Annotated in this window: 16 protein-coding genes; 2 read left to right on the forward strand and 14 right to left on the reverse strand. The window is 63.9% G+C overall.

What is annotated here, in order from left to right:
* Positions 1-1,460, reverse strand: a 1,460-nt coding sequence (locus tag AC0L26_RS10655; RefSeq protein WP_473632470.1) for a CoA-acylating methylmalonate-semialdehyde dehydrogenase, incomplete at its 3' end; no start/stop codon positions are given.
* Between the two features lie 370 nt (positions 1,461-1,830).
* On the opposite strand from AC0L26_RS10655, the gene AC0L26_RS10660 reads away from it, so the two are divergent.
* Positions 1,831-2,712, forward strand: a complete 882-nt coding sequence (locus AC0L26_RS10660; protein WP_473632471.1) for a LysR family transcriptional regulator — start codon at positions 1,831-1,833, stop codon at positions 2,710-2,712.
* Positions 2,713-2,775: 63 nt separating this feature from the next.
* On the opposite strand, the gene AC0L26_RS10665 is transcribed toward AC0L26_RS10660, so the two are convergent.
* The 10 genes from AC0L26_RS10665 to rsfS all read right to left on the reverse strand — a co-directional run bounded on the left by AC0L26_RS10665 (position 2,776) and on the right by rsfS (position 12,213).
* Positions 2,776-4,032, reverse strand: coding sequence for a D-amino acid dehydrogenase (locus AC0L26_RS10665; protein ID WP_473632472.1), 1,257 nt, complete (start codon positions 4,030-4,032; stop codon positions 2,776-2,778).
* Positions 4,033-4,053: 21 nt separating this feature from the next.
* The gene (locus AC0L26_RS10670; RefSeq protein WP_473632473.1) at positions 4,054-4,608 is read right to left on the reverse strand and encodes a GreA/GreB family elongation factor; all 555 of its coding nucleotides are present in this window, start codon (positions 4,606-4,608) and stop codon (positions 4,054-4,056) included.
* A gap of 13 nt (positions 4,609-4,621) precedes the next feature.
* Positions 4,622-5,044, reverse strand: a complete 423-nt coding sequence (gene rnk / locus AC0L26_RS10675) for a nucleoside diphosphate kinase regulator (protein ID WP_473632474.1) — start codon at positions 5,042-5,044, stop codon at positions 4,622-4,624.
* 273 nt (positions 5,045-5,317) lie between these two features.
* Entirely contained in the window at positions 5,318-6,469 is a 1,152-nt protein-coding gene (gene alr, locus AC0L26_RS10680) for an alanine racemase (protein WP_473632475.1), read from the reverse strand.
* Positions 6,470-6,567: 98 nt separating this feature from the next.
* A complete protein-coding gene (locus AC0L26_RS10685) occupies positions 6,568-7,086 on the reverse strand; it encodes an RNA pyrophosphohydrolase (RefSeq protein ID WP_473632476.1) in 519 nt (172 codons plus the stop codon).
* 42 nt (positions 7,087-7,128) lie between these two features.
* Positions 7,129-8,319, reverse strand: a complete 1,191-nt coding sequence (locus AC0L26_RS10690) for a divergent polysaccharide deacetylase family protein (RefSeq protein WP_473632477.1) — start codon at positions 8,317-8,319, stop codon at positions 7,129-7,131.
* 132 nt (positions 8,320-8,451) lie between these two features.
* Positions 8,452-9,777, reverse strand: a complete 1,326-nt coding sequence (locus tag AC0L26_RS10695) for a S41 family peptidase (RefSeq protein ID WP_352928316.1) — start codon at positions 9,775-9,777, stop codon at positions 8,452-8,454.
* A gap of 1 nt (position 9,778) precedes the next feature.
* Complete coding sequence (locus tag AC0L26_RS10700; RefSeq protein WP_473632478.1) at positions 9,779-11,125, reverse strand: murein hydrolase activator EnvC family protein; 1,347 nt, start codon at positions 11,123-11,125, stop codon at positions 9,779-9,781.
* A 145-nt stretch (positions 11,126-11,270) separates the two neighbouring features.
* Entirely contained in the window at positions 11,271-11,753 is a 483-nt protein-coding gene (gene rlmH, locus AC0L26_RS10705) for a 23S rRNA (pseudouridine(1915)-N(3))-methyltransferase RlmH (RefSeq protein ID WP_473632479.1), read from the reverse strand.
* Positions 11,754-11,835: 82 nt separating this feature from the next.
* Positions 11,836-12,213: a ribosome silencing factor gene (gene rsfS, locus AC0L26_RS10710; protein WP_473632480.1), complete on the reverse strand. Its 378-nt coding sequence runs from the start codon at positions 12,211-12,213 to the stop codon at positions 11,836-11,838.
* 243 nt (positions 12,214-12,456) lie between these two features.
* On the opposite strand from rsfS, the gene AC0L26_RS10715 reads away from it, so the two are divergent.
* A complete protein-coding gene (locus AC0L26_RS10715) occupies positions 12,457-13,311 on the forward strand; it encodes a mechanosensitive ion channel family protein (protein WP_473632481.1) in 855 nt (284 codons plus the stop codon).
* A gap of 23 nt (positions 13,312-13,334) precedes the next feature.
* Here AC0L26_RS10715 and AC0L26_RS10720 read toward each other — a convergent pair whose 3' ends face one another.
* From AC0L26_RS10720 to AC0L26_RS10730, 3 genes are all read right to left on the reverse strand, one after another.
* Complete coding sequence (locus AC0L26_RS10720; RefSeq protein ID WP_473632482.1) at positions 13,335-14,630, reverse strand: MFS transporter; 1,296 nt, start codon at positions 14,628-14,630, stop codon at positions 13,335-13,337.
* A gap of 96 nt (positions 14,631-14,726) precedes the next feature.
* Complete coding sequence (locus tag AC0L26_RS10725) at positions 14,727-15,314, reverse strand: nicotinate-nucleotide adenylyltransferase (RefSeq protein ID WP_473632710.1); 588 nt, start codon at positions 15,312-15,314, stop codon at positions 14,727-14,729.
* Positions 15,315-15,385: 71 nt separating this feature from the next.
* Positions 15,386-16,672 carry a glutamate-5-semialdehyde dehydrogenase gene (locus tag AC0L26_RS10730; protein ID WP_473632483.1) on the reverse strand — a complete coding sequence of 429 codons (1,287 nt, stop codon included), beginning with the start codon at positions 16,670-16,672 and terminating at the stop codon, positions 15,386-15,388.
* Between the last annotated feature and the right edge of the window lie 2 nt (positions 16,673-16,674).

The following is a 16,674-nucleotide window of genomic DNA, read 5'->3' on the forward strand; positions in this document are numbered from 1 at the left end:
TTGACGCCGGACGGCCAACGCGAGGTCACCGTCTTGGTCTTGGTGTAGAAACGGAACGCGTCCGGCCCATGCTGGTTGAGGTCGCCGAAGGAAGACGCTTTCCAGCCGCCGAACGTATAATAGGCGATCGGCACCGGGATTGGCACATTGACACCGACCATGCCGACCTGGACCCTCGAGGCGAAATCGCGGGCCGCATCGCCGTCGCGAGTGAAGATGGCGACGCCGTTGCCCATTTCGTGGTCGTTGGCGAGCTTGATCGCGTTCTCGTACGTCGGCGCGCGCAGCACCGAGAGCACCGGCCCAAAGATCTCTTCCTTGTAGATGCGCATGTCTGCTGTCACGTTGTCGAACAGGCAGCCGCCCATATAGTAGCCGTTCTCATAGCCTTGCATCGAGAAGCCGCGGCCGTCGACGACCAGCTTGGCGCCTTCCTTGACGCCAATGTCGACGTAGCTCTTGACCCGCTCCAGCGCCTGCGCCGTCACCAGCGGTCCGAAATCGGCGGATGAATCCGTCGACGGACCGACTTTCAGGCTTTCGACACGCGGCACCAGCTTTTCCATCAGCCGGTTGGCGGTGTCGTTGCCGACCGGGACAGCCACCGAGATCGCCATGCAGCGCTCGCCGGCCGAACCGTAGCCGGCACCGATCAGCGCGTCGACGGTTTGGTCCATGTCGGCGTCCGGCATGATGATCATGTGGTTCTTGGCGCCGCCAAAGCACTGCACGCGCTTGCCCGAGGCGGTGCCGCGCGAATAGATATAGTGGGCGATCGGCGTAGAGCCGACGAAACCAATTGCCTTGATATCAGGGTCGTCGAGGATGGCGTCGACCGCCTCCTTGTCGCCGTTGACGACGTTGAGGATGCCCGCCGGCAGGCCGGCCTCGATGAACAGCTCGGCGATGCGCAGCGGCACGCCCGGATCGCGCTCCGAAGGCTTCAGGATGAAGGCGTTGCCGCAGGCGATGGCCGGCGCGATCTTCCATAATGGGATCATCGCCGGAAAATTGAACGGCGTGATGCCGGCAACGACGCCGAGCGGTTGGCGCATCGAATAGACGTCGATACCGGGGCCGGCGCCGTCGGTGAACTCGCCCTTCATCATGTGCGGCGCGCCGATGCAGACCTCGACCACTTCCAGCCCGCGCTGGATGTCGCCCTTGGCGTCGGCGATGGTTTTGCCGTGCTCACGCGCCAGAATGTCGGCCAGCGAATCATATTCCCTGGCGACCAGTTCGAGGAATTTCATCAAGACGCGCACGCGCCGCTGCGGGTTGGTCGCCGCCCACCCGGGCTGCGCCGCCTTGGCGTTTTCCACCGCCGCCCGCAGTTCCGCCTGCGAAGCCAGCGCCACCGTGCCGCGCACCGTGCCGTCCATCGGCTGCATGACGTCCTGCTTGCGGCCGCTGGTTCCGGCGACACGCTTGCCGCCGATGAAATGACCGTATTCGATCATGGTTTCTCTCCCTGTATTTGTGATGCGGCATTGTCCGCCTTTGCGCTACGAATGGCAACGCGAGCGAGAACGCAACCGTTGTGCAGAAAATGGATAACGGTTGACGGCTGCGCATCAATTCTCGCAAAATGGGTGTGGTTGCAGATACATGGATTGAGATTGAGTTCCTTCACCGCCCCCCTCTGTCCTGCCGGACATCTCCCCCTCAAGGGGGGAGATCGGCTGTCACGCCCGCCTTCGCAAATCTTCACCGCAGCAAGAGAGACGCCTGCGGCAAAACCGCCAATCTCCCCCCTTGAGGGGGAGATGTCCGGCAGGACAGAGGGGGGCGCCGTAGAGCGCTGCCGTAATCGTCATCCGGACCATCCCCATGAACTGGGATGACGTCCGCATCTTCCTCGCAGTAGCGCGAGCCGGCCAGATCCTCGGCGCGGCCAGGCGGCTGGAGCTCAACCACGCCACAGTCTCGCGCCGCATCGCCGCGCTCGAGGAGGCGTTGCGCACAAAACTTTTTCGCCGGCTTACCACCGGCAGCGAGCTGACGCCGGCGGGCGAGCGCTTCCTCGACATCGCCGAGCGCATGGAGGGCGATATGATCGCCGCGCGCTCGACCGTGGCGGGCGAAGGCGACGATGTCTCCGGCACCGTGCGCATCGGCGCGCCTGATGGCTTCGGCGTCGCCTTCCTGGCTAAGCGCCTCGGCGCACTGACGGCGCTTCACCGCGAACTCACCATCCAGTTGGTGCCGGTACCGCGTTCCTTCTCGCTGTCGCGGCGCGAGGCCGACATCGCTATTACCGTGGAGCGACCGACCGAAGGCAGGCTGGTGGCAGGCAAGCTGGTCGACTACACGCTCGGCCTGTTCGCGTCCCGCGCCTATGCCGACGCGCATGGCCTGCCTGAGACGCCTGCCGAGCTTGGCCGGCACACGCTGATCGGCTATGTGCCGGACCTCATCGTCAGCCCTTCGCTCGACTATGCGGCCGAGTTCAGCGCCGACTGGCGCACCAGCTTCGCCATCTCCTCGGCACTCGGCCAGGCCGAAGCGGTGCGCTCCGGCGCCGGCATCGGCATCCTGCACACCTTCGTCGCCCGTTCGATGCCCGAACTGGTGGCTGTCGACATCGTCGCGCCCATCCGCCGTGCCTACTGGCTGGTCTATCATGAATCGGTCAGGCCGCTGCGCCGCGTCCAGATCGTCGCCAGCTTCATCACCAAGGCGGTGGAACGGGAACGGGGATTATTCGTCTGACGAGACTGACCGGCGCGCGAAGTCACCGCCTTTCAAAGGCTGGATGAAAGAAGCCTCCTGATCCTACCGCTGGTATCGCTCCGGCCCGAGATCGCGGACATTGATGTCCGGCACCCGGTTGGAGACGATGTCGGCCAGCACCCTGGCCGAGCCGCAGGCCATGGTCCAGCCAAGCGTGCCGTGGCCGGTGTTGAGATAGAGGTTGGAAAACTCGGTGCGGCCGATCAGCGGCGGCCCGTCCGGCGTCATCGGCCGCAACCCGCACCAGAAGCTGGCCGACCGCATGTCGCCGCTGCCGGGAAAAAGATCGCCGACCGAATGTTCGAGCGTGCGGCGCCGTGATTCATGCAGCCTCATGTCGAAGCCGGAAATCTCCGCCGTGCCACCAACCCGGATGCGGTCGCCGAACCTGGTGATCGCCACCTTGTAGGTCTCGTCCATCACCGTCGACACCGGTGCTGCGGCAGCATCCTTGATCGGCAGGGTGATCGAATAGCCCTTGACCGGATAGACCGGTATGGACCGCCTCAGCATGCGCATGAACTTGGCCGAATAGCTGCCCATCGCCATCACGTAGGCGTCGGCTTTCTTCCAACCCTTGTTGGTATTGATATTGGCGATACTGTTGCGCTTGCGGATGATGCGCCTGATCAACGTGTCGTATTCGAAGGTAACGCCGCGCGCCACACAGAGCTCCGCCAGGCGGTCGGTAAACATCTTGCAGTCGCCCGTTTCGTCGCCCGGCAGCCGCAGGCCGCCGACGAATTTTTCACGCACCCCTGCCAGCCCCGGCTCGGCCGCGATGCAGCCGTCGGGATCGAGTATCTCGTAAGGAACGCCATAGGTCTTCAGCACCTCGACATCGCCTGACGTGCCGTCAAGCTGCTGCTGCGTGCGAAACAGCTGCAGCGTTCCCTTGGCGCGCTCGTCATACGCGATGCCGGTCGCCTCGCGCAGCGCTTTCAGCGTGTCGCGGCTGTATTCGGCCAAAGGCACCATGCGCGCCTTGTTCACCGCATAGCGCTCGGCCGTGCAGTTGCGCAGCATCCTGACCAGCCATATCCACATATGCGGATCGAACGTCGGTCGCACCACCAGCGGACCATGCTTCATCAACAGCCATTTGACCGCCTTCAGCGGGACGCCGGGGCCGGCCCAGGGCGAGGCGTAGCCGGGCGAGATTTCGCCGGCATTGGCAAAGCTGGTTTCCAGCGCAGGCCCCTTCTGGCGGTCGATAACAGTCACTTCATGGCCGGCCTCGGCAAGATAGTAGGCGGTGGTCACCCCGATGACGCCGCCGCCCAGCACGAAGATCTTCATCGCTCGCTCCTTAAAGGCCGATCACGCCGCCGAGGGGCCGGGATCGTCCTCCCCTGTCTGCCGGATTTTACCCATTTCGCCAAGTGGCCTGTCGTTGGCTGCGGCGCTATGGACAAGGGTGAGTTTGTGCGGCCGCCGCTCGCCCATCTGCTTTTCCTCTGCCGCTCGCCGCGCTGCTTCAGGCTGATAAAGCACGGTGTCGATCAGCATCAATTCCCGCCTGCCGTCCGGCTGCTCGACAAGCGCAGTCTCACCCTGTGCCATGCCGAGCATGCAAAGCCCCCGCCTAGTTGTAACCGGCAAGCTGGATCCGACCGGTCCGCGCATTTCGTTTTGCACCAGAGTTCGCGTCTCCGACGACCCGGAATCGATGCGGAAGACCACCCTGCTGTTCAGCGTTACGACATTGGGCTCGACCGAGTCGATCGGGACGATGCGGGCGTGCGAGAGCTTGTGTTCAAGCATCGGCACGATCGAGTCGGCGAATGCCCGCCTACGTGCCAGAATTGCTTCAAGCACCGAAAAATCCTTTATCGTCAGGCGACAGCTTGTGCCTGTCATGGAAATGCTTGTCATGAAAACCTCCCGATCAAGACAGTCGGGCGGATGAGAGCGCCTCGACAGCGTCGATGGTCACCGACAGGTCTCTGCCGTCACGGCTTCGCCAGCTCACAACCTGGCCGGCGGCTGCTCCGATGAGAGCCGTCCCGAGCGGCGTCAACACCGAAATCCTGCTTTCGGCAATGTCGGCTTCGCCCGGATAGACCAGCGTAATGCGTTGCGTGCTCCCGTCCTTTCCGAGGATCGTCACCGTCGAACCCATCCGCACCACGCCTGCCGGCATCGCTGCCGCCCTCGTGATCCTGGCTCGATCCATTTCCGCCAGCAGCTCTTCGGCCATGGCGGGCGCGCGCTCCAGATAGGCTCTGGCCAAGCCGGTCAGCCGGTCGTGATCGGCGTCGCTGACCACAATCCGGCTTCGCGGACCAGGCCGTGTCGTTGCATGTTGCATGGCAAACCTCGTGAACTTGGCGCATCGAACGAATGCGCGCTGCCGTCGGGTCAGCGACGGCCGAATGAAGAGCCGGCAGCCGCAATGTGCTGAAGGCTCGATGATGATGTCCGTGATTTAAATGCCCCGATTCAGGCGGCCGCCAACGGCAGCCGTCCCGGGGCTACGCTCCCGCGATGGGGCAGACCCTGAAACAGGTTCTGATATGGGCGAGGTTGCTCATGCACGAAGCCTTGCCGAGAAGCCCTCGCTTGTCAAGCGCGGCGAAACCGCTCAACCGTCGACATAGCGCCGGTGGAAGCGATGCCCAAGGCTGGTCAGGATTTCGTAGCCGATGGTGCCGGCATGGCCTGCCGCCTGGTCGACCGTCTGCGACGGCCCGATCAGTTCGACGAGGTCGCCCGCCTTCAGCCGGTCGGGCGGCAGCGCCGAAATGTCGAGGATGATCGAGTCCATCGATACGCGTCCGAGGAAGGGCAGTCGCACACCATCGAAAAACGCCGCCGCCGAGGCGCGTCGATGCCAGCCATCGGCATAGCCGAGCGAGATCGTCGCGGCAGCCAGCGGGGCCGGCGCATGAAAGGCATGGCCGTAGCCGACGCCGGCGCCGGCCTTCAGCATCCGCGTCTGGATTACCTTTGCTTCCAACCGCACCACCGGCAGCATCGGGTTAGGCTTGCCCGGCGTCGGATTGATGCCGTAGAGCGCCGCACCGGGCCGGGCGAGGTCGTAGCAAAAAGGATGGCCAAGAGAGATGCCGGAGGAATTGGCGAGCGAGGCCGGCGCCTTCGGCAGCATCCTTCGCAGCCGTTCAAACTCAAGCCGCTGCTGTTCGTTGGCCGGATGCTCGGGCTCGTCGGCACCGGCGAGATGGCTCATCACGAGAGCGACGTCGATGCCGTCGAAAGCCCGTGGATCAGCAGCGACCGCTTCCACCTCCACCGCCGCCATGCCGAGCCGCGACATGCCGCTGTCGACCTGGATCGCGGCTATCAGCGTGCGGCCTGAACGCTCAGCCGCCGCCCGCCAGGCGGCGAGCTGGCCGGCGCTATTTATGACCGCCACCAGCCCTGCTTCGACTGCTTCGGCTTCGGCGCCCGGCGGGATGCCATTCAAGACATAGATCGTCACAGCTGAGCCGAGCGCCTGACGCAACAAGGCGCCTTCCGTCAGATGCGCAACAAAGAAAGTATCGCAGCCTTCGGCTATCAGCGCCGTTGCTACCTGCCCGGCGCCAAGCCCATATCCGTCGGCCTTGACGACGCCGGCGCAACGCGCGCCCCCCAACTGGGCTTTCAAGCGACGGTAGTTCTCGCGGATGGCGCCGAGATCGATGGTCAATATGGCGCCCGCCGCCGCTTCGCTGACGAGCTGCGAACTGGTCTGATCCGTTCGACGCGGCGATTTTCCGGACGCGCTGCTCATCCCAGCCCCTAAATTCTGGCCAGTCCCGATCTCTGGCGGATCAGCCTATCAGTAAGAACAGATCATGTGGGTCGCAACATTGGCGTCTGATCTGCATGTCATGCCGCCAGATGCCGGAACGCCGCCACCACGTCCTCATAGACCTTGCGCTTGAACGGCACGATCAGGTCGGGCAGTTCGCGCATCGGCCGCCAGCTCCATTGATCGAACTCGGCTGTATGGCCGCCCGGAGGCGGATTGATCTGGATCTCGCTCTCGTCGCCGTGAAAGCGGAAGGCAAACCATTTTTGCGTCTGGCCGCGATATCGCCCTTTGAATGCGATGCCGACCAGATGGGCCGGCAGGTCGTAATATATCCAGTTCGGTGCCTCATCCAGCAACGAGACGCTGCGCATGCCGGTCTCTTCGTAGAGCTCCCGCTTCGCCGCCTGCAGCGGCTCTTCGCCCTTGTCGATGCCGCCCTGCGGCATCTGCCAGAGCTGTGTCGCACCGGCGAATTCGCTATCCGCCTCGGCAATGCGATGGCCGACCCAGACCAGGCCGTCGCCGTTCAGGACCATCAGTCCGACACAGGGACGATAAGGCAGCGTCTCGGGATCGATATTTCTTGTTGCCATCACTCGGTCTTTCCAGCCGTGGAGCGGGTTTCAAGGCAGCTGCTAGCTTTTTTCCGGATCGATCGCTACTGCCGAAATCGGCACGATCTCGATACCGCGTTTCTTGGCCTCGATCACCCAGGCCGACACGGTGTCGACCGTCAGGTCGAAAGCCGAGCCGATGCCGACAGCAAAGCCTCTCGCCCGCGCGGTGGATTCCAGCTCGTCCAGCTTCTTCAATATGGCGCCGCGGTCCCGCACCGCATCGATCGAGGTGTCGCCGGCAACGAAGGGCACGCCGTCCTTCAGCGCCAGATCGGGCGCGACGCTGCGCGCCGACGAACCGTCGTCGACATAAGCCAGGCCGCGCCTGCCAAGCTCGGCCAAAAATGGCCCCATCGCCGCCGGATCAGCCGAAAAACGTGCGCCCATATAATTCATGACGCCCGTGTAGTTGGTCGTCCGCGACAGCGCCCAACGCAAATTCTTCAAATTCTCGTCCGGCGTCGCCGCGACCGTCAGCGTATTACGGCCCGGATTGACGTTCGGATAGTCGAACGGTTCGAGCGGCACCTGCATGACGATTTCATGGCCCTTCTGCCGCGCCGCCTGCATCCAGCGGTCGATGCTGTTGCCCTGCGGCGCAAAGCCCAGCGTCACTTCGGCCGGCAGCTTGGCGATTGCCGCCTGCGTGCCGGTCTGCGACACCGCAAGCCCGCCGATGACGATCGCCACGCGCGCGCCGCGCGCGCCGGACCACGGTCGGGCATAGACATCGAACGGCCGCCTTCCGTCGGCCGCGCGAACCGGCAACGGGCCGGTCTCGCCGGTCTCGATCAGCGCCCTGTCGGGAATATGCGCGACCCTCAGGTTCTGGCCGACCGTCGAAGGGTCGCGGATGACGATGGCCGCCCTGGGCGGACCCCCGTCCTGTTCGGTTTTCATATGGATGATCTGCGGCCCGCCCGTCGTGGACGCGCTCGTCTCGGGTGTAGTTTGCGCCTTCGATGGCGCCGCAGGCTCAGTGGCCGGCGCCGCGGATTCGACTATCGCTGTCGTCTTCGGTGTCGAAACGGCGACTTCTTCCAGCTTTCGAAACGGCTTTTCACGCAATGCGATCGCGCCCGAGACGCCGATCACGGCCAGCACCAGGAGAGTGGCCGCGACCGTGCCGGCACTGATCCTGCCGGCAGCGCGGGGCGGTCGGACGGTCTGCCCGAGTGGACGTTCGATGTCGTTGCCGATGTCAGCCAAGCCGCATCCCCAGCCGCGGTTCCCCCGAATCAAACTGCCGAGGCCTTGCGACCCCGGCAGCATTGCATCGCTTCGATCGGGCAGCCAGACCTGTTGTCCGGCTGATCGACCTTTACTGGTTCAAAACAGCCCCTACTGGTTCAAAACAGCCTTGTCCGGATTCGGCGGGAACGCTGGATCGGTCTTCTCGCCGCGCAGCAACTGCTCGGCAAAGATAAGCTGCAGATCGTCCTTCGGCTCCGGCGGCACATAGGCTGCCGAGCCCGAACCGGTGTCACCCTCGTCGGAGCCCTTGATGTGGCCCTTGAGGTCCGACTCGCCGCGCGTCAGGTCCCTGCCCTGCAGTTCCGGCGGCAACGGCTGATCGACCTTGATGTCGGGGGTGATGCCCTTGCCCTGGATCGACTTGCCGGACGGCGTGTAATAGAGCGCCGTCGTCAGGCGCAGCGCGCCGTTCTCGCCAAGCGGCACGATGGTCTGCACCGAACCCTTGCCGAACGACTGCGTGCCGACCACCGTGGCGCGGCGCAGGTCCTGCAGAGCGCCGGCGACGATTTCGGACGCACTGGCCGAGCCGCCATTGACGAGCACGACAAGCGGCTTGCCGTCGATGTCGTCGCCGGGCCGCGCGTCGAAGCGGGTGACGTCTTTCGGATCGCGACCGCGTGTCGAGACGATCTCGCCACGGTCGAGGAAGGCGTCGGACACGCTCACCGCCTGGTCGAGCAACCCGCCCGGATTGAGCCTGAGATCGAGCACGTAGCCCTTGAGCTTTTCCTTCGGCACCTGCTTCTTGATTGTCTCGATTGCGTTCTCGAGATCGTCATGGGTCTTTTCGGTGAAGGAGGTGATCTTCATGTAACCGACGTCGTTCTCGACCCGGAACTTGACAGCCTTGACCTTGATGATGTCGCGCACCACCGTCAGCTCTATCGGCTTGTCGGCGCCCTGGCGCAGGATGGTCAACTTGATCGGCGTGTTGACCAGTCCGCGCATCTTCTCGACCGCGTCGTTGAGGCTCAGGCCGCGAACCTCCTCGCCGTCGATCTTGGCGATATAGTCGCCAGCAAGCACACCCGCCTTGGCGGCCGGCGTATCGTCGATCGGCGTGATCACCTTGACCAGATCGTTCTCCATCGTGACTTCGATGCCGAGGCCGCCGAACTCGCCCTTGGTCTGCACGCGCATATCCTGCGCCTCTTCGGCGTTCATGTAGGAGGAATGCGGGTCAAGCGAGGTAAGCATGCCGTTGATGGCGTTTTCGACCAGCGACTTGTCGTCGGGCGGCGTCACATACTGCGCCCGCACCCGCTCGAAGATGTCACCGAAGATCGCCAGTTGCTTGTAGGTCTCGGAGCCCGCAGCGTTCGCCGTAGAGCCGGGCGCGCCATAGACCAGACTCATCGCGGATGCGCCCATCAGCGCACCGGCAAACAGAAGCGACAGTTTCCGCATCATCTCACGTCCTTCCAGAGAAACGGTCCGCCCACCATGGGGTCGGATCGACGGGTTTTCCATCCTTGCGGAACTCAACATAGAGCTCCGGCGTGGCATTTCCATTCTTCGATGCCGAGGTGCTCGCCACCCGGGCCTCTCCCATCGCGCCAACCGGCTCTCCTGCGAGCACTGACTGGCCAGACGCGACGCTGATTCTGCTCATCCCCGCCAGAACGACATGATAGCCGTCACCCGCGTTCAGGATCAAGAGTTGACCATAGGAGCGAAAAGGTCCCGCATAAAGCACATTTCCGTCTGCTGGCGCGGTGACGATGGCTCCCGATTGTGTCGCAACCATGTCACCGAGCATCACTGCGCCGTTACTGTCGCTGGCCCCGAACCGTCGCTTGATCTTGCCGATTACAGGCAGTGCGATCTGCCCCTGGAGCGCCGAAAACGGCGCGGCGGCGGTGAGCCGGTTGGCTTCCGGGACCGGCAGGGCCGCCAGTTCAGTCTGTGCCGGGGTATCCGGTGCCGGGACCTTGTCGGCGTCCGCGGCCTTCTGCTCGGCTGCCTTCGCCGCGTTCGCCGCCTTGCGGGCTTTGTCGGCCTCGAGCGAGGCGATCAGTTCCTTCAAGCTGCCGGCCTTTGCCGCCAGAGCTGCGGATCGCTGCTTTTCAGCGGCCAGCGCCGTCTCCGTCTCGGCCTCGAGCTTCTGCTTGGCTTCGAGCAGCATGCCGAGCCGCTTCTTTTCCGCCGCCTGCTCGCCGACCGCAGCCGTCAACCGCCCCCGCTCCGCCTCGATCGAAGCCGTCACCCGCGACTGCTCCTTGAGATCCGCCAGCAATATCTCGGTTTGCTGGCGCAGTTCCGGCACCACGGCGCCGAGCAGGATGGCACTGCGCACCGACGACAGAGCGTCCTCCGGCTTGACCAGGATGGCCGGCGGCGGATTGAGCCCCATGCGCTGCAGCGCGGCCAGCACCTCGGCGAGAACGTCGCGTCTCGCGGCCAGCGACGCGCGGATTTTCTGCTCCTCCCCCTTCAGCCCTTCCAGCTTGGCGCCGATATCCTCGATGTCCTGGCCGAGCTTCTGCTCGGTCATCGCCGACTGGATCAGCGCAGCGGTGATCGAGGCATGATCCTTCTTGACGCTCGCCATGTCGGCGGCGAGCTTGGCCAGCCGCTCCGACGACAGCGTGATCTCCTTCGACACGCGTTCGTATTCGGCCCGGCTCTGGTCCGGGTCGGGCGTCATGTCGAGCCTGTCCTGCGCCCGCGCGGCACCGAGCGACAGCGCAAGCGCCGCCGCTGCCAAGCCGCAGCGCACGCGCCAAAAGCCCGTTCGCGATTTCCAACCTTCAGACATTGAAGCCCGACTCTATGTGTGGCTTCGTTAACGAACCATCAACCATGTTCGAGAGCCCCGCCGACCGCAAACAGCCTCGTGACCCATTGAGGCGAAAATCCGGGCGGCTCACGCCGATCCACCGGTTTCGGATTGGAAACTGAACTCACGAGCGATGATAGGGATGGCCCGACAGGATCGTCGCCGTCCGGTAAAGCTGTTCGCCCAACATGACACGGACCAGCTGGTGCGGCCATGTCAGTGCGCCGAACGACACCATCAGATCGGACTGGTCGCGCAGCGACTGGTCGTGACCGTCGGCACCGCCGATAGCAATCACAAGTGCCCTGCGGCCGCCGTCGCGCAACAGGCCGATGCGGCCGGCGAAATCCTCGGAGGAAAAGTTCCGGCCGCGTTCGTCCAGCAGCATCAGCGCGGTACCAGGCTGCAACTGCGTCTGCAGTTTCTGGCCTTCCTCGCGCCGGCGCTCATTGGCGGTTTGGGCGCGGCCCTCCGGAATCTCGACAACACCTGAGAATTCGAGCCCCACAGCCTGCCCGCTCTTGGCGAAGCGCTCGAAATATCGGTCGGCGAGCTGCTTCTCGGGGCCGGCTTTCATCCGGCCCACGGCATGAACGGTAATTTTCATCCCTGCCTCGAAGAGCCGCTAATGCATGTCACCAAAAGTGGTCACCGGTCTTGGGAAACGACATGCATCAACCAAATGCGACTCAGTGGAGGGTCTCCCCGTCGAGGTCCGGCGCCTGCCACATCTTTTCGAGATTGTAGAAATCGCGGACTTCAGGGCGGAAGACATGGACGATGACATCGCCCGAATCGATCAGGACCCAGTCGGCGCCGGCCAGTCCCTCGACGCGCGCCGTGCCGAGACCGGCATCCTTGAGCGCCTTGAGGAGATGATCGGCAACAGCCGAGACATGACGGTGCGATCGGCCGGACGCGATGACCATATAGTCACCGAGGCTCGATTTTCCCTGAATGTCGATTGAGACGATGTTTTCGGCCTTGGAGTCTTCCAGACTGACAAGGACTGTGTTGATGGCGCGGGACACGGCGTCGTTTACGCTGATCCCGGCCGGCGAAGGCACGATGTCGGCCTTCTTCCGAAGTGCTGTTCTCAGTGTATTTCCTTTCGCAGCAAGAACAACCAAATCACCCTTCAAAGCAGGTGACACCCCTTAGATAGGCAGAGTTAGGTTGCAGTTTCAAGACGGCAACCGCACGGTGGCCAGCGAAGTGTCGTTTCTTGCTGCTCCGCAGTTGAAGAAAAATCGGAACTCTTGCCGCCGTGCCGGGGTTATCGGCGCATTGACCAATCGGACCCCCCCGCCATGCCGATCGATCCCCAGGACGCCGTTGTCACCGTGCAGGCCGGGCTTGCACAGCTCAGTACGCTGATCGTCTCCTACTCATTCTCGGCCATTGGCGCCGTCATCCTGCTGGTCCTCGGCTATATCGTCGCCGGTCTTGCCCAACGCTCGATCTACGCCGGTCTTGGCCATATCCATGGCTTCGACGCGACGCTGCGCCACTTCTTCTCGAGGATCACCCGCTACGCCATACTGATCCTCGTCGTTATCATGGTGCTCGGCCAGTTCGGCGTCCAGACTGCCTCGATCATTGCCGCCATCGGCGCCGTCGGCTTGGCCATCGGCCTGGCGCTGCAAGGCACGCTGCAGAACATTGCCGCCGGCATCATGTTGCTGGCGCTACGGCCATTCCGCATCGGCGAATATGTCGAGGTTGGCGTTATCTCAGGGACCATCGAGGAAATAGGACTGTTCGCCACGCAGCTGCGGACAGTCGAAGGCGTCTACGTCCTCGCGCCCAATTCGACGCTGTGGAACCTGCCGGTTCGCAACTATACGCGCAACGGCGTCCGCCGTGGCGACATCACGCTCACCATCGGTTCCTGGAACGATATCGATCTGGCGCAGAAAACCATGCTTGGTGTCGCCGCCACCGAACGACGTGTCAGGCGGGACCCAGCGCCGATTGCCTTTGTGGCGACCGTCGGCGACAGCAATGTCGCCATCACTCTGCGCTACTGGACCTCGGCCGCGGATTTCTTCGCCACCCAGATCGATCTCACCAAACGCGCCAAGCAGGCGTTCGACAGCGAAGGCATTTCTATACCCGCGCCGCCACCGGAAGCGCCACGGCAGGAAGTTGCCACCAGACAGTGAGATGATCTGTTCCCAGCGTAGGTCTATTGGTTCGCACGGCGCTGCTCTTCGGACGGAAACGCCAGCTCCACCGGCAGCGGCGCTTGCGCGCTCATCGGCGCGAAATTGCCGGTCTCGGCCGCTGGAACGGCCACCGTCGTCATCACGCGCCACAGCACGAACAGGCAGAAGGCAGCGGCAATGAGAATGGCCACAAAGATGAAGGCCTGCGTTCCATAGACAGCGGAAAGCCCGGTCACGATGGCGGGCACGACGAAGCCCGCCAGCGACCATGCAAACAGAAGCGAACTGGACAGCGCCACCATGTCGTCCTTGCCGGCGCGGTCGGCGGCATGCGCGCTGGCCAGCGAATAGATCGATTCCGAGGCACCGTCCCAGACTATGTAGATGACGACAAGCGCCGCCAGCGCACCGCTGTCGAAGCCGAGAGCAAATAGGCCCGCAGCCAGGGCCAGCGCCGAGGCTGCAATCAGCACATAGCGCCGGTCGGTGCGATCGGAAATCCAGCCAAGCGGGATCTGCAGGATCAGCGTGCCGACCGGCATCGCCGACAAAAGCAGCGCCACATCCGCCTGGCTATAACCCTTGGCCGTGGCATGGATCGGCGCGAACCCCGAAATGGTCATCGACAGGCCGCCGACCGCGAGCATGCCGGCAACGCCCACCGGCGAAATCCGCCACGCCCGGACAATTGCCACCGATGCCGCTTGCGGTGCCGGCGGCTGGGCGAGGCGCGTCAGTCCAACCGGAAGGATCGAAAGCGCCGTGAAGGCAATGCCGATCAAAGGCGCGTCCGCCGCCCTTATGTCGATCAGTGCCAGCGTGGCATAGCCGACGCCGAGCCCGGCGACATAGGCGACATAGAAAACCGCCATGACCCTGCCGCGAATGGCGTTGGCGACGGCATCGTTTAGCCAGCTCTGCGCGACGATGAACAGTCCGCATATGGCAAAGCCGTAGAGCGCGCGTGCCGCGATCCACGACAGCGGGTGCGGCCCGGCCCCGACGGCGGCGTTCGACAACACGATCAACGCCGACAGTACCATGAATGCGCGCGCATGGCCGACGCGCCGTACCAGCGGGCCGGTCAGGATGCAGCCCGCCAGGCCGCCGGCCGAAAGGCCGGTGACGATCAGCCCGGCCCAGGTCGGATCGAAGCCGTCGGCGCCGAGCCGGACCGGGATATAGGCGAACATCAGTCCGTTGCCGACTGCCACAAGTGCCATGGACAGGACGACGCTGGCAATGGCGATCACCGGGGCTGGTGGGCTGCCCTGCGCCGAATCGGGTCTGGTCTGGTTTTGCTCGATAATCGTCATGCCCGCACAGGATCGCCTACCCGACGGCGAAAGGCCGCCGCAAAAGCGACATCAGTGAGCTTCCCCTATCCCCTTGTTGTGGAAGAAGGGAGACTCCTATCCCTTCGCCATCTTACGGATCGCGGTCGACGACAGCGACGAGCGGGGGCCGTGGATGAAGGTCCAGGCCGGCGCCTTCATGCGGGCCAGCCGCGGCGCGTCGCCCTCGTCGACACGTGCGTAATCGAAGGTCTTGGCGACGACCGAGGACAGGAAGGACAGCGTCGCGCCCGGACGGTCGATCACCGCGATCGGGAACGTCATGACGATCTGGCGCCAGCGCTGCCAGTGGTGGAAGTCGCGCAGGCTGTCGGCGCCCATGATCCAGACGAAGTCGACGCCGGGATTGCGCGCCTTGACCAGCGCCAGCGTATCGGCGGTGAAGCGGACGTGATGCGCGGCCTCGAAGGCGGTGACCTTGACCTTCGGATTCCTGGCGATCTGCTCGGACAGGCGAAGCCGCTCAGTCAGCGGCGCCAGCTCCCGTGCGCTCTTGAGCGGATTGCCCGGCGTCACCATCCACCACAACTGGTCGAGCGCCAGGCGCCTGAGCGCAATCTCGGCGACCAGCGCATGGCCGGCATGCGGCGGATTGAACGAACCGCCGAACAGGCCGACAGCCAGGCCTTTCTCGGCATGCGGCATTTTGAGGTAGCGGGAGGGAACGAGCTGTTCGGACTGCGAAAGCATGCCTCAGGCTCTAACGACGAAAAGCGTCAAGGCCGCACCTGTCCCGACCCGCGCACGCGGTACTTGAATGACGTCAACTGCTCGACGCCGACCGGACCGCGCGCGTGCATCTTGCCGGTGGCAATGCCGATCTCGGCGCCCATGCCGAACTCGCCGCCATCGGCGAATTGCGTCGAGGCATTGTGCAGAAGGATCGCCGAATCGATCTCGCTGAAGAAACGTTCGACTGCTTGCGCATCCTCCGCAATGATAGCCTCGGTGTGGTGCGAGGAAAACCTCTCGACATGCTCGATCGCGCCCGCAACGCCATCGACCAGCTTCACCGCTATGATCGCGTCGAGATATTCGGTGATCCAGTCGGCATCGGTTGCCGGACTGGCGTCGAAGAACAGCTTCAGCACTTCGGCATCGGCATGGATCTCGCATCCAGCCGCGCGCAACGCGTCAAGGATCGGCACCAGATGGGTGGACGCGACGGCACGGTCGACCAAAAGCGTTTCGGCCGCACCGCAGACACCGGTGCGCCGCATCTTCGCGTTGACGGCGATCTTGACCGCCATGTCGAGATCGGCCGAACGGTCGACATAGAGATGGCAGATGCCTTCGAGATGGGCAAAGACCGGCACCCGAGCTTCGTTCTGCACACGCTCGACAAGGCTGCGACCACCGCGCGGAATGATCACGTCGAGATTGCCGCCGAGGCCTTTCAGCATCTCGCCGACGGCGGCGCGGTCGGTGGTCGGCACCAGCTGGATGGCATCCTGCGGCAGACCGGCCGCCTTCAGCCCCTCGACTAGGCAGGCATGGATCGCGGCGGAGGAATTGAGCGAATCCGAACCACCGCGCAGGATCACCGGATTGCCGGCCTTGAGGCAGAGCGCACCGGCATCTGCCGTCACGTTTGGCCGGCTCTCATAGATGACACCAATAACGCCGAGCGGCGTGCGCACGCGCTCGATATGCAAGCCGTTCGGGCGATCCCATGCGGCGATGACGTCGCCGACCGGATCACTGAGTTCGGCGATATCGCGTATGCCGTCGGCCATGGCGTGGATGCGCGCTGGATCGAGCTTCAGCCGGTCCATGGACGAGGCGGAAAGCCCCGACTCGCGGCCGTTCGAGATATCGATGGCATTGGCGCCGAGAATATCCTGCTCACGGGTGATGATGGCGTCGGCCATGGCGAGAAGCGCAGCATTCTTGGCGGCGGTCGTGGCGATGGCTAGCGGGCGGGCAGCAGCACGGGCGCGGCGGCCGATATCGGCCATCAGCCCGGCAGTGTCGTCCCGGGATTTTTCATGCAGCTTCAGCATGG

It is taken from the genome of Mesorhizobium sp. WSM4823 (genome assembly GCF_055811195.1).

Coding starts and splice junctions, on each gene's coding strand:
- AC0L26_RS10660 (WP_473632471.1), top strand. CDS start 1,831: ATGAACTGGGATGACGTCCGCATCTTCCTCGCAGTAGCGCGAGCCGGC.
- AC0L26_RS10665 (WP_473632472.1), bottom strand. CDS start 4,032: ATGAAGATCTTCGTGCTGGGCGGCGGCGTCATCGGGGTGACCACCGCC.
- AC0L26_RS10670 (WP_473632473.1), bottom strand. CDS start 4,608: ATGACAAGCATTTCCATGACAGGCACAAGCTGTCGCCTGACGATAAAG.
- rnk (WP_473632474.1), bottom strand. CDS start 5,044: ATGCAACATGCAACGACACGGCCTGGTCCGCGAAGCCGGATTGTGGTC.
- alr (WP_473632475.1), bottom strand. CDS start 6,469: ATGAGCAGCGCGTCCGGAAAATCGCCGCGTCGAACGGATCAGACCAGT.
- AC0L26_RS10685 (WP_473632476.1), bottom strand. CDS start 7,086: ATGGCAACAAGAAATATCGATCCCGAGACGCTGCCTTATCGTCCCTGT.
- AC0L26_RS10695 (WP_352928316.1), bottom strand. CDS start 9,777: ATGATGCGGAAACTGTCGCTTCTGTTTGCCGGTGCGCTGATGGGCGCA.
- AC0L26_RS10700 (WP_473632478.1), bottom strand. CDS start 11,125: ATGTCTGAAGGTTGGAAATCGCGAACGGGCTTTTGGCGCGTGCGCTGC.
- rlmH (WP_473632479.1), bottom strand. CDS start 11,753: ATGAAAATTACCGTTCATGCCGTGGGCCGGATGAAAGCCGGCCCCGAG.
- AC0L26_RS10715 (WP_473632481.1), top strand. CDS start 12,457: ATGCCGATCGATCCCCAGGACGCCGTTGTCACCGTGCAGGCCGGGCTT.
- AC0L26_RS10720 (WP_473632482.1), bottom strand. CDS start 14,630: ATGACGATTATCGAGCAAAACCAGACCAGACCCGATTCGGCGCAGGGC.
- AC0L26_RS10725 (WP_473632710.1), bottom strand. CDS start 15,314: ATGCCGCATGCCGAGAAAGGCCTGGCTGTCGGCCTGTTCGGCGGTTCG.
- AC0L26_RS10730 (WP_473632483.1), bottom strand. CDS start 16,672: ATGCTGAAGCTGCATGAAAAATCCCGGGACGACACTGCCGGGCTGATG.